At 36.3% G+C, this 22,100-nt stretch carries 22 protein-coding genes and 3 pseudogenes; 24 read left to right on the top strand and 1 reads right to left on the bottom strand.

What is annotated here, in order from left to right:
- Positions 1-7 precede the first annotated feature (7 nt).
- The 15 genes and pseudogenes from aroB (at position 8) to PCY10_RS03610 (ending at position 13,331) form a co-directional block, all read left to right on the top strand.
- Complete coding sequence (aroB, locus tag PCY10_RS03680) at positions 8-1,075, top strand: 3-dehydroquinate synthase (protein WP_301558859.1); 1,068 nt, start codon at positions 8-10, stop codon at positions 1,073-1,075.
- A gap of 33 nt (positions 1,076-1,108) precedes the next feature.
- A complete protein-coding gene (gene aroC, locus PCY10_RS03675; RefSeq protein ID WP_301558858.1) occupies positions 1,109-2,275 on the top strand; it encodes a chorismate synthase in 1,167 nt (388 codons plus the stop codon).
- Positions 2,275-3,111, top strand: coding sequence for a sulfite exporter TauE/SafE family protein (locus PCY10_RS03670; protein ID WP_301558857.1), 837 nt, complete (start codon positions 2,275-2,277; stop codon positions 3,109-3,111). The genes aroC and PCY10_RS03670 overlap by 1 nt, the downstream gene beginning before the upstream one ends.
- The gene (locus PCY10_RS03665) at positions 3,108-3,488 is read left to right on the top strand and encodes a DUF1634 domain-containing protein (RefSeq protein ID WP_003073073.1); all 381 of its coding nucleotides are present in this window, start codon (positions 3,108-3,110) and stop codon (positions 3,486-3,488) included. The genes PCY10_RS03670 and PCY10_RS03665 overlap by 4 nt, the downstream gene beginning before the upstream one ends.
- A gap of 10 nt (positions 3,489-3,498) precedes the next feature.
- The gene (locus tag PCY10_RS03660; protein WP_301558856.1) at positions 3,499-4,605 is read left to right on the top strand and encodes a prephenate dehydrogenase; all 1,107 of its coding nucleotides are present in this window, start codon (positions 3,499-3,501) and stop codon (positions 4,603-4,605) included.
- Between the two features lie 11 nt (positions 4,606-4,616).
- Entirely contained in the window at positions 4,617-4,955 is a 339-nt protein-coding gene (locus PCY10_RS03655) for a YlbF/YmcA family competence regulator (RefSeq protein ID WP_301558855.1), read from the top strand.
- A 174-nt stretch (positions 4,956-5,129) separates the two neighbouring features.
- Positions 5,130-5,296, top strand: a pseudogene (locus tag PCY10_RS03650) (L-lactate dehydrogenase); the annotation flags it as partial.
- 111 nt (positions 5,297-5,407) lie between these two features.
- On the top strand, positions 5,408-6,691 hold the full coding sequence (gene aroA, locus PCY10_RS03645) for a 3-phosphoshikimate 1-carboxyvinyltransferase (protein WP_301558854.1): 1,284 nt from the start codon (positions 5,408-5,410) through the stop codon (positions 6,689-6,691).
- Complete coding sequence (locus PCY10_RS03640) at positions 6,684-7,160, top strand: shikimate kinase (protein WP_003073063.1); 477 nt, start codon at positions 6,684-6,686, stop codon at positions 7,158-7,160. Before aroA ends, PCY10_RS03640 begins: the two co-directional genes overlap by 8 nt.
- Positions 7,157-7,990, top strand: coding sequence for a prephenate dehydratase (gene pheA, locus PCY10_RS03635; RefSeq protein WP_009568406.1), 834 nt, complete (start codon positions 7,157-7,159; stop codon positions 7,988-7,990). The genes PCY10_RS03640 and pheA overlap by 4 nt, the downstream gene beginning before the upstream one ends.
- Before the next feature lie 12 nt (positions 7,991-8,002).
- Positions 8,003-9,340 (top strand): LCP family protein, encoded by a 1,338-nt coding sequence (locus PCY10_RS03630; RefSeq protein ID WP_004233893.1) that lies wholly within the window; start codon positions 8,003-8,005, stop codon positions 9,338-9,340.
- A gap of 73 nt (positions 9,341-9,413) precedes the next feature.
- Positions 9,414-10,769, top strand: coding sequence for a 23S rRNA (uracil(1939)-C(5))-methyltransferase RlmD (gene rlmD, locus PCY10_RS03625; protein WP_301558853.1), 1,356 nt, complete (start codon positions 9,414-9,416; stop codon positions 10,767-10,769).
- A 92-nt stretch (positions 10,770-10,861) separates the two neighbouring features.
- Positions 10,862-11,557 (top strand): annotated as a pseudogene (locus PCY10_RS03620) (recombinase family protein); the annotation flags it as partial.
- A 93-nt stretch (positions 11,558-11,650) separates the two neighbouring features.
- Positions 11,651-12,358, top strand: coding sequence for a hypothetical protein (locus PCY10_RS03615; protein ID WP_002904764.1), 708 nt, complete (start codon positions 11,651-11,653; stop codon positions 12,356-12,358).
- A 19-nt stretch (positions 12,359-12,377) separates the two neighbouring features.
- Positions 12,378-13,331, top strand: a complete 954-nt coding sequence (locus PCY10_RS03610; protein WP_301558852.1) for a hypothetical protein — start codon at positions 12,378-12,380, stop codon at positions 13,329-13,331.
- A 357-nt stretch (positions 13,332-13,688) separates the two neighbouring features.
- Here PCY10_RS03610 and PCY10_RS09675 read toward each other — a convergent pair.
- Positions 13,689-13,796, bottom strand: a pseudogene (locus tag PCY10_RS09675) (Rgg/GadR/MutR family transcriptional regulator); the annotation flags it as partial.
- Between the two features lie 25 nt (positions 13,797-13,821).
- Between PCY10_RS09675 and PCY10_RS03605 the strand changes: the two are divergent.
- The 9 genes from PCY10_RS03605 to rfbD all read left to right on the top strand — a co-directional run bounded on the left by PCY10_RS03605 (position 13,822) and on the right by rfbD (position 22,065).
- On the top strand, positions 13,822-14,085 hold the full coding sequence (locus PCY10_RS03605) for a hypothetical protein (RefSeq protein ID WP_301558851.1): 264 nt from the start codon (positions 13,822-13,824) through the stop codon (positions 14,083-14,085).
- Positions 14,086-14,550: 465 nt separating this feature from the next.
- Complete coding sequence (locus tag PCY10_RS03600) at positions 14,551-15,246, top strand: glycosyltransferase family 2 protein (RefSeq protein WP_301558850.1); 696 nt, start codon at positions 14,551-14,553, stop codon at positions 15,244-15,246.
- 7 nt (positions 15,247-15,253) lie between these two features.
- Positions 15,254-15,595, top strand: a complete 342-nt coding sequence (locus PCY10_RS03595; protein ID WP_003073017.1) for a DUF2304 domain-containing protein — start codon at positions 15,254-15,256, stop codon at positions 15,593-15,595.
- Positions 15,579-16,862 carry a lipopolysaccharide biosynthesis protein gene (locus PCY10_RS03590; protein ID WP_301558849.1) on the top strand — a complete coding sequence of 428 codons (1,284 nt, stop codon included), beginning with the start codon at positions 15,579-15,581 and terminating at the stop codon, positions 16,860-16,862. The genes PCY10_RS03595 and PCY10_RS03590 overlap by 17 nt, the downstream gene beginning before the upstream one ends.
- Positions 16,852-17,847: a glycosyltransferase family 2 protein gene (locus PCY10_RS03585; RefSeq protein WP_301558848.1), complete on the top strand. Its 996-nt coding sequence runs from the start codon at positions 16,852-16,854 to the stop codon at positions 17,845-17,847. Before PCY10_RS03590 ends, PCY10_RS03585 begins: the two co-directional genes overlap by 11 nt.
- A 46-nt stretch (positions 17,848-17,893) precedes the next feature.
- Positions 17,894-19,435 carry a DUF2142 domain-containing protein gene (locus tag PCY10_RS03580; RefSeq protein WP_301558847.1) on the top strand — a complete coding sequence of 514 codons (1,542 nt, stop codon included), beginning with the start codon at positions 17,894-17,896 and terminating at the stop codon, positions 19,433-19,435.
- 115 nt (positions 19,436-19,550) lie between these two features.
- Positions 19,551-20,111 carry an excalibur calcium-binding domain-containing protein gene (locus tag PCY10_RS03575; RefSeq protein WP_301558846.1) on the top strand — a complete coding sequence of 187 codons (561 nt, stop codon included), beginning with the start codon at positions 19,551-19,553 and terminating at the stop codon, positions 20,109-20,111.
- Positions 20,112-20,213: 102 nt separating this feature from the next.
- Positions 20,214-21,140, top strand: coding sequence for a glycosyltransferase family 2 protein (locus PCY10_RS03570; protein ID WP_301558845.1), 927 nt, complete (start codon positions 20,214-20,216; stop codon positions 21,138-21,140).
- A gap of 73 nt (positions 21,141-21,213) precedes the next feature.
- A complete protein-coding gene (rfbD, locus tag PCY10_RS03565) occupies positions 21,214-22,065 on the top strand; it encodes a dTDP-4-dehydrorhamnose reductase (RefSeq protein WP_301558844.1) in 852 nt (283 codons plus the stop codon).
- Positions 22,066-22,100 lie beyond the last annotated feature (35 nt).

The raw sequence follows: 22,100 nt of genomic DNA, 5'->3' as shown, positions 1-22,100 counted from the left end.
GTTGCCTATGAAATTAAATGTGAACCTCCCCAATCATCCTTACGATATTGTCATTGAAAAGGGGATTTTAGCAAAGGCTGGAGAATGGCTGGCAAGTTTGTGGTCAGCTCAAAAGCTTGTTGTCATCACCGATAATCATGTGGCAAGTTTATATGTCGAAACAGTCAAACGTAGTTTAGAGCTTGCAGGTTTTGAAGTATTTGTGTTTAATTTTTTGGAAGGTGAAGCCAGTAAAAATTTAACAACAGTTACTAACGTTTATGAATTTTTAGCAAAAGTTGGATTGACCCGTAGCGATGGTATTGTAGCCTTAGGAGGTGGCGTGGTTGGTGATTTAGCTGGTTTTGTGGCTTCAACTTATATGCGGGGTGTTCATTTTGTACAGATACCGACTAGTTTGACTGCTCAAGTAGATTCTTCAATCGGTGGGAAAACGGGTGTCAATACACCGTGGGCAAAGAATATGGTGGGAACTTTTACTCAGCCAGATGGAGTTCTGATTGATCCAGATGTTTTAAAAACTTTGGGACAACGGGAGCTGATTGAAGGTATGGGAGAAGTTATCAAGTATGGTTTGATTGAAGATGTAGAGTTGTGGAAGGAACTGTCTGATATGGACGGTAATCCAGAGTCTATTTTAGAGCACGCAGAAAGTATCATCTATCATTCTTGCAATGTCAAACGAAAATTAGTAGTAGAAGATGAACTTGATAATGGAGTGCGTCTTTATCTAAATTTTGGTCATACTATTGGTCATGCAGTAGAAGCGACTGCAGGTTATGGAAAAGTCATGCATGGAGAAGCTGTTTCTATTGGAATGGTCCAGGTCGCACGTGTGGCAGAAAAAGAAAAGCTAATGCCTAAGGGAATAACCACAGAGATTGAGAAGATGTGTTGTAAGTTTGGTCTCCCGACTGATTACCAACCTTGGTGTCAGGAAGAACTCTATCAAGCTTTACTTCATGATAAGAAAGCTAGAGGAAAGATGATTAAATTGGTTCTTGTTCCAAAATTGGGCACGGCAACCATTTATCAGATTCCTTTAGAAGAAATGAAGGTTTATTTAGAAAAATAAGAGCTTAGTGTATATAAAATATGAGGTAACTAAATGAGATATTTAACTGCTGGGGAGTCACATGGATCGCGTTTAACAGCTATCATTGAGGGAGTACCAGCTGGACTTCCTCTTACGACAGATTACATCAATTTAGAACTCAAACGCCGTCAGGGTGGATACGGTCGTGGAGCTCGCATGAAGATAGAGAGCGATAAAGTGGAAATTACTTCTGGTGTTCGTCACGGGCGAACCATGGGCGGTCCGATTACACTCAATGTGATAAATCTGGATCATCAAAAATGGTTGGACATTATGAAGGTGGCAGATGTGGATGACCAAAAAAAAGAACTGCGTAAGATAACTAGGCCTCGCCCGGGTCATGCAGACCTGGTTGGAGGTATGAAGTACCGTTTTGATGACTTGCGCAATTCTTTGGAGCGATCTTCTGCACGTGAAACGACCATGCGGGTTGCAGTAGGAGCTGTTGCCAAGCGACTGTTAGAAGAAATTGGAGTTGAAGTAGCCAGTCATATCGTAAGTTTTGGTGGTATTGATGTTGAAATTCCGGAAAATTTGACTGTTGCTGAAATCAAGAAACGAGCTTGTCAATCAGAAGTTTTGATTGTCAATCCAGAACGGGAAGAGGAAATCAAGAGCTATATTGATCAGATAAAGAAAGATGGCGATACCATTGGTGGAATTGTTGAAACCATTGTCGGTGGTGTGCCAGTTGGACTAGGGTCTTATGTTCAGTGGGATAGGAAATTAGATGCTAAAATTGCTCAAGGGGTAGTTTCTATTAATGCATTTAAAGGTGTGGAATTTGGGGTTGGTTTTGAAGCAGGGCGGCTTAAGGGAAGTCAGGTTATGGATGAAATACTCTGGTCTAAAGAGGATGGCTTTACTCGTCGTACCAATAATCTTGGTGGTTTTGAGGGTGGTATGACTAATGGAGAGCCTATCATAGTACGCGGAGTGATGAAGCCGATACCGACTCTCTATAAACCACTTATGAGTGTTGATATTGAAACACACGAACCTTACAAGGCAACAGTAGAACGGAGTGATCCGACTGCTTTGCCAGCTGCTGGTGTAGTAATGGAAGCTGTTGTTGCAACAGTACTTGCAACGGAGATCTTGGAGAAATTTTCTTCGGATAACCTAGACGAATTAAAAGAAGCAGTTCAACAATACCGTGATTATGTGAAAGGTTTTTAATGCTTATTTATATTTGTACCATGTTACTCGTAGGACTATTTGCGGGGATTTTGGGGGCTTTATTAGGACTTGGGGGCGGAATTGTTATCACGCCTGTACTCACTCTCTTATTTGGAGTAGACATTAAGTATGCAGTGGGAGCCTCTATTATTTCAGTTTTAGCAACTAGTTCAGGCTCTGCTATTGCTTATCTTAAAGATGATATGCTCAATCTACGGATTGCTATGTTTTTAGAAATTTTTACAACTTTAGGCGCCTTTGTGGGTGCGGTGTTATCAGTGATAACAGATTCACAGTTTCTTTTTTTCCTTTATGGAGCTCTTATGCTCTTTCAAGCATTTAATATGTACCAGAAAATTCGTTCTAAAAAAGAAGAGCATTTACCTAGTCAAAATGATGTTATTGCTGAAAAGCTGAATCTCAGTGGGGAATATTTTGATAAAGGCTTAAATCGGACGATTAAATACCAAGTAGCTAATGTTCCAGGTGGTTCCATTGTTATGTTTTTTGCAGGCGTTATGTCGGCTCTCTTAGGCATTGGTGCAGGCGCCTTTAAAGTCTTGGCTATGGATACGGTGATGAAAATGCCTTTAAAAGCTAGTTCAGCAACCGCTAATTTTATGATGGGAGTTACAGGAACTGCTTCAGCCATCTTTTATCTTTTTGTAGGACAAATCAATCCGGTATTAGTGACACCAATCGCCTTAGGTGTTCTAGTCGGCTCTTTTATCGGAAGCCGCATCATGCCATATGTGCCTGTAAAAGTTTTGCGATGGATTTTTCTTGTTGCTTTGTTAGCTCTTGGTATGCAAATGTTTATACGAGGTGTGAAATGACAGATAAGATGCGAGAAGAAAAAGAACAGCTGGATTTGGTAATGGGGAAAATTCTTCGCGTAGGAATTTTATTATCCCTTATTTTTATGTTTCTTGGTCTGATTTTTTACTTTTTTAGTGGGCAGCAGGTGATTTCTTTAGGAAATTTAGAACAGTTTAATCCAGTTGACTACGTGAAGAGCCATTCCATTTTTGATGCAGTAACGTTTATGTTACTAGGATCTTTTATGCTTATTTTGACACCGATTTTTCGAGTGATTTCGACATTTATCATTTTTTTCAAAACAAAAGATAAAATGTACATGATGTTCACAGCAATTGTTATGATTATTATTTTGGTGTCGATTATTCTAGGGTTTATCATTGAACCAAAGTAAAGGAGTGAGCATGGAAAAGAAAGTTATTTACATTGCAGGTCTTGGTTTGATTGGATCATCAATCGCACTTGGAATTCGGCGTGATCATCCAAACTATATCATATTAGGCTATAATCGTGGAGAAGAGTCAAGAAAGATCGCCCTTGAAAAAGGCTTAGTGGATAAAGTGACCAACCAGTTTGCTGAATTTGCTCCTTTGGCAGATGTGATTATTCTTGCTATTCCTATCAAGCAAACGATTGAGTTTATTCAGCAATTGGCAATACTAGATTTAAAAAAAGCTGTCATTGTCTCAGATGCTGGCTCTACTAAAGCTGAAATTGTAACTGCTGCTGAAGAAGCTCTAAGGGAGAAAGATATTCGATTTGTAGGTGCGCATCCTATGGCAGGTAGTCATAAAACGGGTGCTCGTGCAGCAGATGTGAATCTGTTTGAAAATGCCTATTATATTTTTACTCCGTCTCATTTGACGAAAGATGGCACGATAGAGGAAATGAAAGATCTCTTATCGGGTCTGCATGCTCGGTTTATCGAGATTGATGCCAAAGAGCATGATGATGTAACTAGCCAAATTAGTCATTTTCCGCATATTCTAGCTTCGAGTCTTATGGATCAAGCAGCTGCATATACTCAACAGCACGAAATGACACAACATTTCGCTGCTGGAGGCTTTCGTGATATGACACGGATTGCAGAGAGTGAGCCAAGCATGTGGACTTCGATTTTGTTGACCAATCCAGATGCTATTTTAGAGAGAATAGAGGATTTTAAGAAGCGATTAGATATCATTTCAAGTGCTATTCAGAATAAAAATGAAGATCTAATTTGGAAATTTTTTCAACATGGGCGGCAGGTCCGAAAAGCTATGGAAATTCATAAACGAGCTGGTGTGGATAGCTTTTATGACATTTTCATCAATGTTCCTGATGAAGAAGACGCTATTTTAGGTATCCTAGAACTTCTAAGAGGAACGTCCATTATTAACATTCACATCAACGAAGAAAATCGTGAAGACATTAACGGAATTCTCCAAATCACCTTTAAAAATCGTGAAGATTTGGAAAAATCTGCTAAAATAATAAGAGAAAAGACACATTATCCAGTCTTTTTAGATTAAGGAGGAAGACTATGTCAAATATTTATGATTTAGCAAATGAACTTAGCCGTACTCTGCGTGACCTTCCTGAGTACAAAGCTGTTGTCGAAAGTAAAAAAGCAGTAGATGCTGATAGTGAAGCGAAAGCCCTTTTAAAGGATTATCTAGCTTTTCAACAAGAATTGCAAGCGATGGCACAATCAGGTCAAATGCCCACGCAAGAAGTACAAGATAATATGAAATCCTTTGGGGAAAAAATTCAAGTAAATCCTGCTCTGACTGAATTTTTCAACAAACAACAGCAATTATCTATTTACTTGGCGGACATTGAACGTATCATTTTTGATCCAGTTCAAGAATTGCTAAAATAAACAATATACACAGGTTGGCTGATTCAAAATTTGAATCAGCTTTTTTGGTCAGGGCAAATAAACCTTGTAAAACAAGTCTCTTCCAGAAATATGTGAATTTTCTGCATCTTTTTGGAAAATGCTTGTTTTTTAATGATTTCTGAGTATAATGAATTATATCTACTGGACAAATTTTCAATATATTATCAACCATGAGACACCTATTTGAGGTATCCAGCCATTGTAGGATGTGAGGGAATTCTGGAACAAGTTCAACTTAGCTTAACAGAAGAAGAGAATGAAACTTAGCTCGTTCTGCACCATTCATCGAGCGAAAATTTTTAGAAACTTTATCGTCTTAAGAGGTTGAGGGCAAGTAGAATCTGAAGAAATGAAGTCATCTCCCACTCACTTTTGTTTCCCTCCTTTTTTTATGGTACAATATGTAAAAAGGATCAGGTATGAGGTTTTCTATGCAATTACGAACAAAGGCAAATGGGTTAGCAGGGTGCATTCATGTGCCAGGGGATAAGTCTATTAGTCATCGCTCAATTATATTTGGTAGTTTAGCTAAAGGAGTCACAACGATTCATGATATTTTGCGAGGGGAAGATGTTCTATCTACCATGCAAGTCTTTCGCGATTTAGGTGTTCGGATTGACGATGATGGCGATGTAGTAACGATTCACGGAGTGGGTTTTGCTGGCCTTAAAGCTCCTACAAATACACTGAACATGGGAAATTCTGGTACTTCCATTCGCTTGATTTCGGGCGTACTGGCTGGACAGGATTTTGCAGCAACAATGGTTGGCGATGATAGCTTATCGAAACGTCCTATGGATCGTGTAACAATTCCTCTCCGTCAAATGGGAGTCCAAATCGCTGGGCAAACCAATCGTGACCTGCCGCCGCTTACGATTTATGGAAATAAGACCTTACAACCAATTCATTATACATTACCTGTAGCTTCTGCTCAGGTTAAGTCTGCTTTGATATTTGCTGCTTTGCAAGCGCAAGGTGAATCCGTCATTCTCGAAAAAGAGATGACCCGCAACCATACAGAAGATATGATTGAGCAGTTTGGTGGTCAGATTTTTATCAATGATAAGGAAATTCGTATTCAGGGTGGACAAGAGTTTATAGGCCAGAATGTTGTAATACCAGGAGATATTTCTAGTGCAGCTTTCTGGTTGGTGGCAGGACTTATTGTTCCAAATTCTAAGGTTATTTTGAAAAATGTTGGAATCAATGAAACGCGGACTGGCATTTTGGATGTCATTCAAGCAATGGGTGGGAAGTTAAGTGTGGCGGATGTAGACAATATTGCTAAGTCTGCAACTATGACGGTGGAAACATCTGAATTAGTTGGCACAGAAATTAGTGGAGAAATTATCCCACGCTTGATTGATGAATTGCCTATCATTGCACTTTTAGCTACTCAAGCTAAGGGGCAAACGGTCATTCGTGATGCAGAGGAACTAAAAGTAAAAGAAACAGACCGTATTCAAGTTGTGGCAGATACACTAAATAGCATGGGAGCCGATATTACTCCGACAGAGGATGGCATGATCATCAAAGGGGAAAGCCCTCTTCATGGTGCTAAAGTGAATACATTTGGCGATCATCGAATTGGTATGATGGCAGCTATTGCAGCTCTTTTGGTAAACGATGATCAAGTAGAACTGGAACGAGCCGAAGCTATCAATACGAGTTATCCGAATTTCTTTCATGATTTGGAGGATTTACTTCATGCCTAAAATTTTGATTGGTTTCATGGGGGCTGGAAAATCAACAATTGCTAGCTTGTTAGATGAGAATTTTATTGATATGGATGAGTCTTTGTCAGAAAAACTAGAGATGCCGATTAAAGAATATTTTGAGCGGTATGGTGAAGAAGCTTTTCGACAAAGAGAAAGTGAATTATTAAAAGAATTGCTGCAGTCAGAACAAGTCATCTCAACCGGTGGCGGAATCGTAAGCAGTATTCAAAATCGCAAGTTATTAAAACAAAATCCTGAAAACATTTATTTGAAAACGGATTTTGAGACACTTTACCAGCGCCTTGAAGAAGATCAGAAACACCAGCGCCCGCTTTATTTGAATAATAGCAAAGCTGATTTAAAAAGTCTTTTTAATCAACGTCAGGCTTGGTATGAAGAAGTAGCTACAAAAGTTATTGATGTGACTACTTTGACACCAAAACAAATTGTGGAGGTGTTGCAATGAAAATTGGATTTTTAGGTCCGAAAGGGTCTTTTTCTCATCATGTGGCACAAGAAGCCTTTCCAGCAGATACTTTAGTTGCTTTTGAAAATATCACAGATGTTGTAAAGGCTTATGAAATAGGTGAAGTAGATTATTCTGTGGTGCCGGTTGAAAATTCAATTGAAGGCAGTGTCCATGAAACATTGGATTATCTTTTTCATCAGGCTGCCATTTATGCTGTGGCGGAAGTTGTACAACCGATACAACAACAGCTATTGGCTACAGCAACTGAGAAGCCAGTAGAAAAAATCTTTTCTCATCCGCAGGCAATTGCGCAAGGCAAAAAATATATCCGTCAGCATTATCCACAAGCTAAAATCGAAATAACAGCTAGCACAGCTTATGCAGCCCGTTTTGTGGCTCAACATCCTGAAGAAAATTATGCAGCTATTGCTCCTAAAACTGCAGCCAGTGAATATAGTCTGCAGATTATTGCAGAAGATATTCAAGAAATGGATGAGAATTTCACTCGTTTTTGGTTGCTTGGACAGTCAATCTCGGATTTGCCATTGTATCCGAAGGAAAAGAAAATGACGCTTGCTTTAACTTTGCCAGATAATCTACCTGGTGCTTTATACAAAGCCCTTGCAACTTTTGCATGGCGGGGAATTGGTTTGACAAAGATTGAAAGCCGTCCATTGAAGACAGCTTTGGGAGAATATTTTTTCATTGTGGATATCAATAATGAAAAAGCGAATTTGGTGTCATTTGCGATAAAAGAGTTAGAAACAATTGGTATTACTTATAAAATTTTAGGAAATTATACTGTTTATACCATTTCAGAAAAGTAGATTGGAGAAATTATGGGTAAAAAATCTGATAATCTCAGCCACCATGAGCAGTTGAGACTGGACTATCTTTACAAAAATATCCATTATTTAAATGAACGCGAGAAAAAAGAATATCAATATCTTCTTAGCAAGCAAGAAGGAAACCAAACAATAGAGCCAGCTCGAGCAGTGAGAAGTAACTTTTCTGACCAACAGGTTCCTGAGAATTTTGGTTATACTGAACAAGGCCTGCCTCGATACCCAGAAAGAAATCGTCGTGATAAACGAGCTAAGTCAGAGCGCATACCAACTAATGCAGTTAAAAATGTTGTAGAAGATGTACCTAAGCCTAAAAAGGAAAAGCAACATAGAAAATTACGTGTGAAGCGGATTTTAGGTTGGTTGGCTGCCTGTTTGATTCTAATTGTCGGGGGGATGCTTTTTATGTTTATAAAGGGGCTAAATACCTCTAAAAGTAATCCAAACGCAAAGGCCGCTCAAACGGAAGTCTTTCACGGCAAGGACACAAAAGATGGTGTGAATATTCTTATTTTGGGAACAGATGGGCGAATTGGTCAATCTTCTTCTGAAACACGTACAGACTCTATCATGGTCTTAAATGTAGGTGGAAAAAATAAAAAAATGAAACTCGTCAGTTTCATGAGGGATACGCTTGTTCACATTGATGGAGTTAGCAAAGGGGCAGGTTACGATCAAAAGTTAAACGTTGCTTATGCTATTGGGGAGCAAAATCATAATCAAGGTGCTGAATTAGTACGCCAGGTGTTGAAAGATAACTTTGACATTGATATTAAATATTATGCTTTGGTTGATTTTTCGACCTTTGCAACAGCGATTGATACACTTTTTCCAAATGGTGTTGAAATGAATGCGAATTTCTCAACTATCAATGGTGAAAAAGTGAGTGAAGTTCAGGTGCCGGATGATCTCAATATAAAAAATGGTGTGGTTCCAGAGCAGACGATTAAAGTTGGTAAACAAAGAATGGACGGGCGTACTCTTTTGAATTATGCGCGTTTCCGTAAGGATGATGAGGGAGATTTTGGACGTACACGTCGTCAGCAAGAGGTGATGAGTGCGATTATTCAGCAAATAAAAGACCCAACGAAACTGTTTACAGGATCTGAAGCACTTGGAAAAGTCTTTGCGTTAACTTCGACAAATATTCCTTATAGCTTTTTACTAACACATGGCTTATCTTCTCTTACCAATGCTCGTAATGGTGTTGAAAAGATGACTATTCCTAAAAATGGTGATTGGATAGACGCTTATGATATGTATGGTGGTCAAGGATTGCTTGTTGATTTTGAAGCTTATAAGACTAAATTAGCAAAACTTGGACTCAGATAATGATATAATAGAAAGTGATAATTCTGTCGCTTTCTTTTTTTGGGAAATGGCAGAGCAGATAGAAAGAGAAAATATGTTAAAAAAGAATGATGTGATAGAAGTTGAAATTGTAGATTTGAGTCATGATGGTGCAGGAATAGCTAAGGCAGAAGGGTTGGTTTTCTTTGTAGAAAATGCCTTACCAAGTGAAAAAATCCTTATGCGGGTTCTCAAGGTCAATAAAAAAATCGGCTTTGGTAAAGTAGAGGAGTTTCTTCGCGCTTCAGACCAGCGTAATGAGAATCTTGATATGGCTTATCTGCGTGCGGGAATTGCGGACTTGGGACATCTGAGCTATCCATCCCAGCTGGCCTTCAAACGTAAGCAAGTCAAAGACAGTCTTTATAAGATTGCTGGTTTGTCCAATGTTGAGGTGTCGCCGACACTTGGTATGGAGCAGCCGCTGGGCTACCGCAATAAGGCTCAGATACCTGTTCGTCGTGTCAATGGACAACTGGAAACAGGATTTTTCCGAAAAAATTCCCATGACCTCCTGCCGATTGAAGATTTCTATATTCAGGATCCAGTTATTGACCAAGTTATCCTCTTTACACGCGACTTGCTCCGTCGTTTTGATCTCAAACCTTATGATGAGAGGGAAAAGACTGGTCTCATTCGCAATCTAGTTGTTCGCCGTGGCCATTATTCTGGTGAAATCATGGTGATTTTGGTAACAACCAGGCCCAAGATCTTCCGAGTGGAGCAACTGATTGAGCGTTTGGTAGAGGCCTTTCCAGCTATCGAGTCCATCATGCAGAATATCAACGATCAGAATACCAATACTATTTTTGGAAAAGACTGGCGAACGCTTCACGGTCGAGACTATATTACAGACCGCATGCTGAATAATGACTTCCAGATTGCTGCGCCAGCCTTTTACCAAGTTAATACCGAGATGGCAGAAAAACTTTATCAGACAGCCATTGACTTTTCCGAGATGGCAGCAGATGATGTGGTGCTTGACGCTTACTCAGGCATCGGGACTATCGGTCTGTCAGTTGCTAAGCAGGTCAAGCAGGTCTATGGTGTAGAAGTGATTCCAGAAGCTGTCGAAAATAGCCAAAAGAATGCGGAAATCAACGGCATTACTAATACCCATTATGTTTGTGATTCAGCGGAAAATGCTATGGCTAACTGGAGTAAGCAAGGCATCAAGCCAGACGTTATTCTGGTTGACCCACCACGAAAAGGCTTGACAGAAAGCTTCATCGAATCCAGTGTTAGTATGGAACCAAAGAAAATTATCTACATATCCTGCAACCCAGCAACCATGGCGCGTGATATCAAGCTCTATCAAGAGCTGGGTTATGAACTGAAGAAAGTACAGCCGGTGGATCTATTTCCGCAAACGCACCATGTCGAGTGTGTAGCTCTGCTCGTGAAAGTTTAGAAACCTTTTAGCGAAAGGCTTTTCAAGTCACTGGAAACAGTGGCTTTTTGGCTTTAGTGGGAATGTATCAAAGTAATCATTCAAGGTGAAGTGGTTGGAATGGGAAAGCCAATTGGTATCCCACTACGGTTCAAAGGATGCTTCAGAATGAGAAGTACATGGGAGATGCTCTCTTGCAAAAGACTTATACGGTGGATTTTCTGACCAAAAAGCGCAGTGAGAATCAGGGACAAGTCAATCAATACTATATCGAAGGCAACCATGAAGCTATTATTGATAAAGAAGAATGGGAGTTGGTTCAGCTTGAGATAGAACGGAGAAACCAGTTTCGGCATGACAATTACATCAATTTTTACATTATCCAGTGCGAACAAAACCCATTCACCTGCAAAGTATTCTGTAAAGAATGCAGTGGTCTATTTGGCAGAAAGAACTGGACGACGAGCAGAGGGAAACGTCCTGTCTGGCAGTGCAATAACCGGTACAAGGTAAAAGGAATCCAGGGGTGCACTAATCGCCATATTGATGAAGAAACCCTGCAGCAGGCTTTCCTCAGAGCCATAGAGGTTCTTCGAGAAAATAAGGGAAAGCTAGAAGAAAAGTGGGCTAACTTTAGCGAAGAACAAAAGCTGGAGAAATACTATGCGACTCAATTGGAGGAGTTGCTGGGCAGTGATCAGAAAGATTTTAATGGAAGAAAGATGTGCCAGGTACTTGAGAAGATTACTCTTGGTGAAGACGGCAGCATCTCTATCAAATTTTTAGAAGGAACGGAAGTTAATTTATAAGGCCATAGCTAAGAGAGTAGCACTCTAGCTGTGGCCTTTTTTGTTTTTATACGGTAAAATAGAACTAACAATAAAATGGAGATCTAGTACGGCATGAGCAGTAATGATGAACTATCACAGTCTAATGAATCAATCAATTTAAAAATGTTGAATGAGGACTATTTTGAAGAACTCAGTAAGCGAATAGATAGATTCAAGGTCCTAAGAAAAGAAGCTATAACTTTAGCTGCTGGAGTAATAGGAGAACATTTATTTGAAGAAGATTTGTTTTTTTCTTCAGCCATTGGACGAACAGTGGATATTTTAGATGGAATATCAAACCTTTTAGAAACTAGGAATATTACTTGTGCAGGTATCTTAGTCAGGATACAATTAGATAATTTGATGAGAGTTTTTGCGGCTTTTATAGCTGCAGATAGGTCAGAATTTATAAAGAAGGTTTTAAAAGGTACACCTGTCCGAAAACTATATGATGATGAAGGAAATAAGATGACGGATTATAATCTCAGGAAAAGAATATCAGTTTATTGTCCTGAGATTGATGATGTTTATGTGAAAGCATCGGGTTATGTTCATTTTTCAGATATAGCAGTTCATAAGAGTTGGTGGGGTAATAAAGAAGATATCCCTCATTATTCTGTTGGTCTTCCAATCAGAGAAGAGGTTAACCCTCTCCTTTTAGAAATTGCGGATGCGTTTATCTATTTTATCGAGATAGAATTTGAATTATATGATGTACTAGTGAACTCAAAGAAAAATGCAGATAAGAAGCTAGGAGGGCAATCTGCTAAGGAAGAATAGTTGGAGGTGAGATATAATTTTGGATGATGAAAAGATAGAATTACCAAAGGAAACTATAGGGAGTGTAGCGGCTACTAGGACTAAGTTTGCGAAGTTGTATGCAAGTATGAATGCTGAACAAATCGCCAAGATAATGGAACCGATAAGGGAATTTACCAAGATAATAAATACTCCGTTAAATATGAATATTACAGAAGCAGCTAGCTCCATGGCCAAAGAACTTGTTAATATAAAAAAGGTAATCCCAGCAAGTTATAGCTTTAATAGTCTAAATTCCTTATCAATTGCGATGAGAGATTTTTTAAATAGCTATCAGACTACTATTTTTAATGATATATCAGCTATTTCAGAAGTTCTAAAGTCTCTTTCAGACCATTATTCTGAAGAAGAAATTGCAGATATAAAATCTAAACTTGAAATTTTAGCTACAAAAGGTTGGGTTGTCTACTTTCAAGATAGTAATTTTTCTTATGATGTAGAAGCTGAGGATTTTGAGGAAGTTGAAGAATTCTGGTTTGAGATGTTAGAGAATGATATAGCTGATGAGAAGACTATATTTAAATTGGAAAAATCTCAGTTCATTCCAGCAGTCTTAATCCAGGCCATGATTCAGAGTTATCAGTCTGAGAATTATTACGCGGCATATACAATGGCTACAATCATAATTGACGGAGTAATGAACAGGGTATCTGAGAAAAATTATAGTAAAGATAATTATGTTCCCGTTGGAAGGTCCACAGTAGGCATTTTAAGTAAGAAATTCGTCGAAAAATCGTTATTAGATACTGGATTGCTTAAGTGGCTTTATCTCTTTTTTGAGAATACTAATAAGTTCACACTGAACTGGCCGAATCGTCATATGGTTAATCATGGGAGATGGGCAGGAGAGATAAGCAAGAAGGAATTTTTGAAAATCTTTAATACCGTCCTATATATAGATGAAGCTGTAAATAACCGGATAAGTTACGTTTAATAGTTTAACTCAGATATTCAGACAGTCCATATTTCGTTTCATAGTATAGGAAGATACCGTCAGCACACATTGAGTGTGTTGCTCTGCTCGTGAGAGCTTAGAAAACCCCTTTAGCGAAAGACTTTTCAAGTCACTGGAAACAGTGGCTTTTTACTTTTAGTGGGAATGTATTAAAGTAACTGCTTAAGTTAAAATAGTTGAAGTGATATTGATTGATTCGAGTAAGTTGAAGTTCTTTATTTCTATAGACGAGTGATAGGGATATAAATACCAATCAATTTTTGAGATATTTCTAACTAATTTTCAATAAGACTACAAAGATTTTGGTATGTTTTAAAACTCATTGTAAGAAAGGATTTAAATTTTCTTCACATTTTTAGAATAATGTTCAGTATATTGAGCTTTTAGATTATTCTCTCCTAAAATTTCAAATACTTGGATAGCATTTTTCATTTTTTCTATACCTAAGTTTGAAAATATGATTTCATTCATGCTAAAGCAAGAGCGTTTTTCAGCACTTCAAATTGTAAATAGAGAAGAAGCAGAGAAATTGTACCAGCTAACTGTTGCTCAAGCTAGAAAAAGATTTTTAAACTACGCCAAACTTTCGGGGGATTATGATAGCTTTTTAGATAAAGAGAGTAAGAATAAAAAGTTTTATAAAGATACAGAGATAATACAAAGTGAGCCAGTCTCTAAAATGAATCCAAAGAAAGATGATATTGCTGAAATTCTGAAAAAACTGGACATTTGACAGCCTTTGACAAGTGAGGTTGCTGAATATATAAATCGGAAACTACTGAAACATAATCTATGGTTAGCTTCCTCATCTATTTTGCTATAGTCTCCAGAAATTATAGCGTCTTAAATACTCACAGTTTTAGGCTTTTGTATTAGAATTTAATAACCTTACGTTTAATGATTCTCTAAATGAGAATCATTAAACGTTTCATAGCATAGGAAAATACCTCCAAGTACGTGAAGTGCATTGGTAAATATCATCGTTAAATAAAATAAGGCTGTGAAAAATGTGTTAAAATATTCAACTAAAATTTAGTGATTATAACATTCTTTCTCCAATACTGAATCATTGGTATAAAATAAAAGTATTTAAATCTATCCCATTGAGGATTTTTTGCTTCTTTTATGGAAATAGTAGAAAATGGAGCGTAGATGTAGTATAATATGGTTATATAATTTTGAAGGAGAATGAGATTAAGTGAAATCTTCGGATTTATTGATTATTATCCCTGCCTACAATGAAGAAGGCACTATTGAAAATGTTGTAAAAAATATTATCACGAATTATTCGCAATATGATTATGTGATTATCAACGATGGATCAAAGGATAAAACATCAGCTATTTGCCATAATAATGGTTATAATATTGTTGATTTACCAGTTAATTTAGGTTTGGCAGGAGCTTTTCAGACAGGACTTAGATACGCTCATGAGCAAGGGTATAAAAAAGCAGTACAGTTTGATGCGGATGGTCAACATTTGCCTGAATACATCTCAGGTTTGGAAGAAAAAATGGACGAAGGTTATGAAGTGGTTATCGGATCTCGTTTTGTGACGAAAAAGCGAGAAACGTCTCTGCGGATGATGGGAAATATTCTCATTAGTGCAGCTATTAAATTAACTACAGGAAAAACAATCAACGATCCTACTTCTGGTATGCGGATGTTTTCTGAAGGACTTATCAAAGAATTTGCACTCAATATCAATTATAGACCAGAACCCGATACAGTTTCATACCTAATTCGTCATGGTGTAAAAGTAGCAGAAGCTCAAGTTCAAATGGAAGAACGACAAGCTGGTGAAAGTTATTTGACGCTTTCTCGTTCTATTCAATATATGACGCATATGTTTGTGTCTATCTTGATTATTCAAAATTTCAGAAAGAGAGGGTAAACATTAAATGACTATTTGGTTTCAGATTGTATTAATTTTTGTCTCCATTATGACTTGTGTCTTTATTTTACGTAGTATTCGCAAATCACAAGTTCAAATCAATGATGCTATTTTTTGGGTATTCTTCTCTTTAATTTTATTGGTATTTAGTATTTTTCCGAGTTTAGCAGAAGCAATTGCAAGTGCATTAGGAATTGTATCAGCAGTCAATTTTATCTTTTTATTTGTCATTTTTTTATTGCTCATCAATCAATTTCAACTTACTCTTAAATTATCAAAACTAGATACGAAATTTAAAAACTTAGTCCAAACAATAGCATTGAGGGATAAAGATGAAAATAAAAACTAATCCTTCTGCTAAAGAGATTTATTTTTGGAACTTATTAGGAAATTTAGCAGCGTCAGGAGTTTCAGTTCTTTATCTACTGATTGTAACAAGATTAACTTCTGCGAAAGTAGCTGATCAGTTTAGTTTGGCTAACTCTATTGGTACTCTTTGGATTGTTATTGGATTGTTTCAAGTAAGAAATTATCAAGGGACGGATGTGAATCAAAAGTATTCTTTTATAGGATATTTTCAAACTAGGATGGTAACAATTCTAGTAATGTTAATCACGTTATACCCTTATTTATATATTGTAAGTGAAGGTCATTATTCTTTTGAAACGATTTTCTTGACATTTTTAATGGTTCTTTATCGTATGTGGGATGCAGTATCTGATTTGTTTCAAGGTTTATTTCAGCAAAGAGAGCGTATGGATATTGCTGGAAAAACAATGTTTTACCGCTATTCCACTAGTGTAATTATTTTATTTCTTAGCCTTTTGGCATCCAAATCTGTGATTGTAGGTTTATTTTCTCTCGTTTTTTGGAATGGTTTGGTTATTGTTTTTTATGAAATTAGTTTTCTTAAGTATTTTGAAACGATTCATTGGAGAGAGATCTTCTCTTGTAATTACAAAAAAGATATAAAAGATATTTTTTTGGCTTGTTGGCCATTATTTGTAAATGGTTTTATTTTATTGTATATTTTTAATGAACCTAAAATCATTATTGAAAAAGGGTTAAATCAAGAAGTTTTGTCGACAGGGATGCAACGTGATTTTAATATTCTTTTTATGCCTGTTTTTTTTATGAGTCTCATTATTTTAATGGTGAGACCCTTAATAACCCAAATGGCTATTTTGTGGAATCGAGAAAAATATAAGGAATTTTCTCTAATTGTGAAAAGACTTTTATTCTATTTACTTATAGGGGGGGTAACTGTTACGATAGTGGCTTATTTCATAGGTACTCCAATTCTTAGTTTGGTATTTGGAATTACATTATCACAATACACCCTTCCTTTTACAATTTTAATCTTTGCAGGAGTTTTATATGCTTTAGCCATTATTTTTGAAAATATTCTAACCATTATTCGAAAACAACACTTATTAGTAGGCTTATATATTGTTTTATTAGTTATCACTAAATTCATAACAGAACCATTTATTTATCGTTATCATATGTTAGGTGCAGCACTCAGTTTTTTGATTGTTATGATTGCTTATTTAGCTGGTATTTTTGCTATTTATATGGTAGTTGGGAGAAGAAAAGGAAAAAAGAATGAAGTATGATTTAACTGTCATTATTCCTGTTTATAATACAGAAAAATATTTAAGAAGATGCTTAGATAGTATTGTTCATCAAGATAATTTAAAAGATTGCTCTTTACGCGTTATTTGTGTCAATGATGGGAGTACTGATTGTTCGGAAGAAATTATTAAGGAGTATGCTGCAAAATATCCATTTATCGAATTGTTTTCAAAGGAAAATGGAGGACTTGCAGATGTTCGTAATTTTGGTCTTGCTCACATTGAAGATAGTTTGTATACTGTTTCACTCGATTCAGATGATTTTTGGGAAGAATCATTTATTACAGAATTTTTAAAGGTTAAAGAACAAGGGGCGGATATAATATTTTTTGATATTAATTTAGTAGATTTTCAAGGAAAATTTATCAATGTTTTAAAAGTTCATCCTTACTCTGAGAAATATAGAAAAAAAGAGGATTACATGGTCGTAAAGCATGCTGCTTGGTCTAAAATTTGTAAAACAAGCTTGTATAATGGGATACAGTTTCCGAAAGGAAAATTATATGAAGATTTGGCAGTAATGCCATACTTAACGTCAAAATCAACTGATATTGCATATATAAAAAAACCACTAATTAATTATGTCATTAATACTCCAGGCTCAATCATGAATTCAAGCAAGTCAAATATTTTTGATATCTATGATGCGTTGAAATATTTATTTACTTTATTTGGTGATGATTTTGATAAATATAAAAAAGAATTGCAATATTTAGCCTTGGAGCATCTATGCATTGGTCATACCTACAGATTATTAAAATATCCGGCAGTGAAAAAGCAAGATTTCAAAGATATTATTCTCTTTATGGAAAAGTATTTTGGAAAAAACTGGGAGAAGAATAAATATATAAAACAAGGTGTACAAAAAGTGAACATTCACTCTAAATTAGCCTACATTGTCCCACTGTTTTTAAAAGTGTTGAAGAATGAATGGTTTCGATTGTTATTGCTAGTTAGGAAAAACTAATACTCTATATAAAAACAAAAGAAGATTGGAGAAATAAGTCATTGTGATGGAGAAGTCTATTAATTGGTCATTTATATTCAATGCAAAAGACTGGTTTTATTCTTTTGCATTGAATATAACAAAACGATGGAAATATTTAGTTGGATTATGGGTGTTGTTATTACTTACTTATTTCTATTTAGGTGGCTCAACGACTACCGTTCCAAGAACTTTATTGCTTATAACCGGCTTAGTTTTTAGTATAACTATTTGTTTACCTGGAAAATTATATAATAAGGTATTTTTGAGCATTCTTTTTTCAGGAAGTCTTTTTGTTATTTTAACTCCTGTTTTAGATGCCCCCGATGAAACAGCCCATTATTCAAGAGCTTTATATATATCAGAGGCACATCTCTACCTACCCCAAAAAGCTTCAGAGTTTAGAGTTTCTAAGGATGTCATAGAAGCTGAAAAAGTATTTAAAAAACCATTGATACATTCAGATTTAGATAAGGTTAAAACTTCTTCAAAGACTGCACGTTATCCTAAATTTTTAGCAACGAATGCTTCATCGTTTATCCCTTATCTACCTCAAGTATTGGGTTTGATAATTTCTAAGACTTTAGGATTGAGTGTTCTATCCTCAATTATTTTAGGTCGTTTATGTAATCTTCTTGTTTATGCATTTTTAATTAAGGTGGCTATAAAAAAAGCTAAGGGGAAAGAATTATTGTTCGCAAGTCTAGGGATGTTGCCAATGAGTGTATATTTAGCATCTTCTTTTAGCACAGATGGCATGGTGAATGGGCTTCTCTTTCTAATTATTGCTTTATTTTGTGAGTATATTCAAAAAGATAAGGTTTCCTTATCAAATATCCTTTTATTTGCAATATTGTGTTTAATAATGGCTACCATGAAATTGCCTTATGTATTATTGGTAGGACTGTTATTATTTATACCAAAAAAGAAATTACCAGATAAGTATGCTTATATATTTATTATTGGATTAATCTTGTTAGTAGGAATTTTAAGTTTCTTTTGGTTACGTTTATCTAGTAATATTAATATGAATCAGGTAACTTCTAATGTAAATCCAGTTGAAAAGATTAAATACACATTAGAGCATATGAGTGAATTTACAAGAATGATTGTGCAAGAGTGGGTGAATTTAATTCCAAATAAAATTCCCTCCCTATTTACATTTGGTTGGTTAACCTATGGTTTAGGAAATTTACTATGGTTCTATTTAATATTTATCAGTTGTGTCATATTTATGATACCTCAATATAATCCTTTGCCTAAAATTAGTAAATATGGAACTTTTTTAGTCGGTATTGGAGTTACGTTTGGCATTTTAATGACAGCTTATTTAATGTGGGGAAAAGTTAATGAAATTGCTATTCAAGGTGTTCAAGGTAGATATTTTACTGGGGTTATTTTACTTTTAGGTTTAACATTTAATAGTATTAAACTATTTGTACCAGTATATCCGACACTCTCTTCAGAAGAAGAGGAAAAAAGAGATACCTTTATTTTATTTATTGCCTTGGTCTTTATAATGATGTCTGTCGTATTAACAGTACTTCAATATTATGGTTTTAAAATTTAATAGTTAAAGATAGGAATGATTTTAAATGAAAAAAGCACTAAGCAGTTTTGTTTTCTTAACATTAATAATGTTGTTGGGAATTGAAAAGGCAAAGGCTGATAATGAGGGTTTCGAAATGTACCGTTTGTATAATCCAAATAGTGGCGAACATTTTTATACAGCGAATTGGAATGAAAAAGAAATGCTTTCAAGAGTTGGCTGGCGTTATGAGGGGAGAGGCTGGATTGCTTCCTTAAAAGGACAGGATGTATATAGAATGTACAACCCTAATGCTGGCGATCATCATTATACTTTGAATGCTAATGAAAGAGATTTCCTTATTAAGTCTGGCTGGAGATATGAAGGAGTGGCTTGGAAATCCTCTGGTCAGTATCCATTGTATAGACTTTATAATCCAAATGCTAGAGCAGGTAGTCATCATTACACATTATCTGAAGTAGAAAAAGTGCATTTAACTCACGTTGGTTGGCGTTATGAAGGCATTAGTTGGTATGCTGTTGGGTTAGGGGCTCCAATTTCTCATCGATCGTCTTCTAATTCAGGAAATATAGTGAATCCGGAAATATATCCAAATTGTGAAGCTGCCCGAAGAGCCGGTGTAACTCCTATTTATCGTGGACAGCCTGGTTATAGTAGTAAATTGGATAGAGACGGAGATGGGGTTGCTTGTGAATAGTTAGCAAATCATTTATTTTAAATATCCCTTGTAAAGTTGGGCCTTGTTCCTAACTTTTTTATTTTTATGTTAGAATATATTTAACGACATAAGGAGGCTAAAATGACAATCTCAATCATCATTCCTTGTTTTAACGAGGAAGAGTCGCTTCCATTATTTTATACAGAAATGGAAAAAATAAAACAGCAGATAAAGGAAGGGTTTGAATATATCTTTGTGAATGATGGTTCAAAAGATAGGACGTTGCAAGTTCTACGTGATTTGAATCAAACAGATAGAAATGTTCATTATCTCTCTTTTTCGCGAAATTTTGGGAAAGAAGCAGCTCTTTATGCTGGTTTGCAGCATGCAACGGGTGACTATGTAACTGTTATGGATGCGGATTTGCAAGATCCACCTGCATTATTGATTCAAATGAAAAATATGCTAGATGAAAATGCTGAATTGGATTGCGTAGGAACGCGTCGTACAACACGCGAGGGAGAACCTCTGATTCGTAGTTTTTTTGCGAAGATGTTTTATAAATTGATTAATAAAATTAGCCAGGTTGAGATGGTAGATGGAGCGCGTGATTTTCGTCTTATGCGCAGACAGATGGTGGATGCCGTTTTAGAGGTTTCTGAGTATAATCGTTTTTCAAAAGGGATTTTTGCTTGGGTTGGTTTTAAGACAGAATATTTAGAATACAAAAACGTGGAGCGCGTAGCAGGTCAGACGAGCTGGAATTTTTGGCAGTTGTTTAATTATTCCTTAGAAGGAATTATCAATTTTTCAGATGCTCCATTGACAATAGCTTTTGTGGGAGGAGTTGTTGCCTGCTTATTGGCATTTTTCCTTATCATTATTGTCATTATTCGTACCTTGATTTTTGGGGATCCTACATCTGGCTGGCCTTCGATGATTTCAATTATTCTCTTTCTAGGCGGTTTCCAATTATTGACGATTGGCATTTTAGGGAAATATATGGGTAAAATATTCATGGAAACCAAAAAAAGGCCAGTTTATATCATTAAAGAGAAGAGTGAGTAGAAACCAGATTTTTTCTACTTTTTTTGGTATAATTAAGTTCATTGAATGTTTATTATTCAGAAAGGAATGTCAAATGATTTTAATTACAGGTGCTAATGGACAACTTGGGACAGAACTTCGTTATCTTTTAGATGAACGCAACGAAGAGTATGTGGCAGTTGACGTGGCAGAAATGGATATTACCAATGCCGAAATGGTTGAGAAGGTCTTTTCCGAAGTGAAGCCAAGTCTAGTCTATCACTGTGCTGCCTATACAGCAGTTGATGCGGCGGAAGATGAAGGAAAAGAATTGGACTATGCAATCAATGTTACAGGAACTGAGAATGTTGCTAAAGCAGCAGAAAAGTATGGTGCAACACTTGTTTATATATCTACTGACTATGTTTTTGCTGGAGATAGGCCAGTTGGTCAGGAGTGGGAGGTAGATGATCAACCAGACCCTCAGACAGAATATGGTCGCACGAAGCGTATGGGAGAAGAACTTGTTGAGAAATATTCTAGTCGTTTCTATATTATTCGCACTGCTTGGGTCTTTGGAAATTATGGAAAGAACTTCGTTTTTACCATGCAGAATTTAGCCAAAACACATAAAACCCTAACAGTTGTTAATGATCAGCATGGTCGTCCAACTTGGACACGTACGTTAGCCGAATTCATGACTTACTTAGCAGAAAATCAAAAAGAATTTGGTTATTATCATCTGTCAAATGATGCTACAGAGGATACGACTTGGTATGATTTTGCAGTAGAAATCTTAAAGAATACAGATGTCGAAGTTTTGCCAGTAGACTCTAGTAAGTTTCCAGCGAAAGCGAAACGTCCATTGAATTCGACCATGAGTTTAGCTAAAGCTAAGGCAACCGGCTTTGTCATTCCAACGTGGCAAGATGCTTTGCAAGAATTTTATAGGCAAGGAAAGAAATAAGGTATAAGCAGCCGAAAGGTTGCTTTTCTCTTTTA

Source organism: Streptococcus sp. SI1 (assembly GCF_030439945.1).
Taxonomy (GTDB): Bacteria; Bacillota; Bacilli; order Lactobacillales; family Streptococcaceae; genus Streptococcus; species Streptococcus intermedius.
The sequence above is the reverse complement of the archived record's forward strand: the minus strand, read 5'-3'. Positions and strand labels throughout refer to the sequence as shown.

Excerpts from the sequence above, each read along its gene's own strand:
- aroB (WP_301558859.1), top strand. The coding sequence starts at position 8 with ATGAAATTAAATGTGAACCTCCCCAATCATCCTTACGATATTGTCATT.
- aroC (WP_301558858.1), top strand. The coding sequence starts at position 1,109 with ATGAGATATTTAACTGCTGGGGAGTCACATGGATCGCGTTTAACAGCT.
- PCY10_RS03670 (WP_301558857.1), top strand. The coding sequence starts at position 2,275 with ATGCTTATTTATATTTGTACCATGTTACTCGTAGGACTATTTGCGGGG.
- PCY10_RS03665 (WP_003073073.1), top strand. The coding sequence starts at position 3,108 with ATGACAGATAAGATGCGAGAAGAAAAAGAACAGCTGGATTTGGTAATG.
- PCY10_RS03660 (WP_301558856.1), top strand. The coding sequence starts at position 3,499 with ATGGAAAAGAAAGTTATTTACATTGCAGGTCTTGGTTTGATTGGATCA.
- PCY10_RS03655 (WP_301558855.1), top strand. The coding sequence starts at position 4,617 with ATGTCAAATATTTATGATTTAGCAAATGAACTTAGCCGTACTCTGCGT.
- aroA (WP_301558854.1), top strand. The coding sequence starts at position 5,408 with ATGCAATTACGAACAAAGGCAAATGGGTTAGCAGGGTGCATTCATGTG.
- PCY10_RS03640 (WP_003073063.1), top strand. The coding sequence starts at position 6,684 with ATGCCTAAAATTTTGATTGGTTTCATGGGGGCTGGAAAATCAACAATT.
- pheA (WP_009568406.1), top strand. The coding sequence starts at position 7,157 with ATGAAAATTGGATTTTTAGGTCCGAAAGGGTCTTTTTCTCATCATGTG.
- PCY10_RS03630 (WP_004233893.1), top strand. The coding sequence starts at position 8,003 with ATGGGTAAAAAATCTGATAATCTCAGCCACCATGAGCAGTTGAGACTG.
- rlmD (WP_301558853.1), top strand. The coding sequence starts at position 9,414 with ATGTTAAAAAAGAATGATGTGATAGAAGTTGAAATTGTAGATTTGAGT.
- PCY10_RS03615 (WP_002904764.1), top strand. The coding sequence starts at position 11,651 with ATGAGCAGTAATGATGAACTATCACAGTCTAATGAATCAATCAATTTA.
- PCY10_RS03605 (WP_301558851.1), top strand. The coding sequence starts at position 13,822 with ATGCTAAAGCAAGAGCGTTTTTCAGCACTTCAAATTGTAAATAGAGAA.
- PCY10_RS03595 (WP_003073017.1), top strand. The coding sequence starts at position 15,254 with ATGACTATTTGGTTTCAGATTGTATTAATTTTTGTCTCCATTATGACT.
- PCY10_RS03590 (WP_301558849.1), top strand. The coding sequence starts at position 15,579 with ATGAAAATAAAAACTAATCCTTCTGCTAAAGAGATTTATTTTTGGAAC.
- PCY10_RS03585 (WP_301558848.1), top strand. The coding sequence starts at position 16,852 with ATGAAGTATGATTTAACTGTCATTATTCCTGTTTATAATACAGAAAAA.
- PCY10_RS03580 (WP_301558847.1), top strand. The coding sequence starts at position 17,894 with ATGGAGAAGTCTATTAATTGGTCATTTATATTCAATGCAAAAGACTGG.
- PCY10_RS03575 (WP_301558846.1), top strand. The coding sequence starts at position 19,551 with ATGTACCGTTTGTATAATCCAAATAGTGGCGAACATTTTTATACAGCG.
- PCY10_RS03570 (WP_301558845.1), top strand. The coding sequence starts at position 20,214 with ATGACAATCTCAATCATCATTCCTTGTTTTAACGAGGAAGAGTCGCTT.
- rfbD (WP_301558844.1), top strand. The coding sequence starts at position 21,214 with ATGATTTTAATTACAGGTGCTAATGGACAACTTGGGACAGAACTTCGT.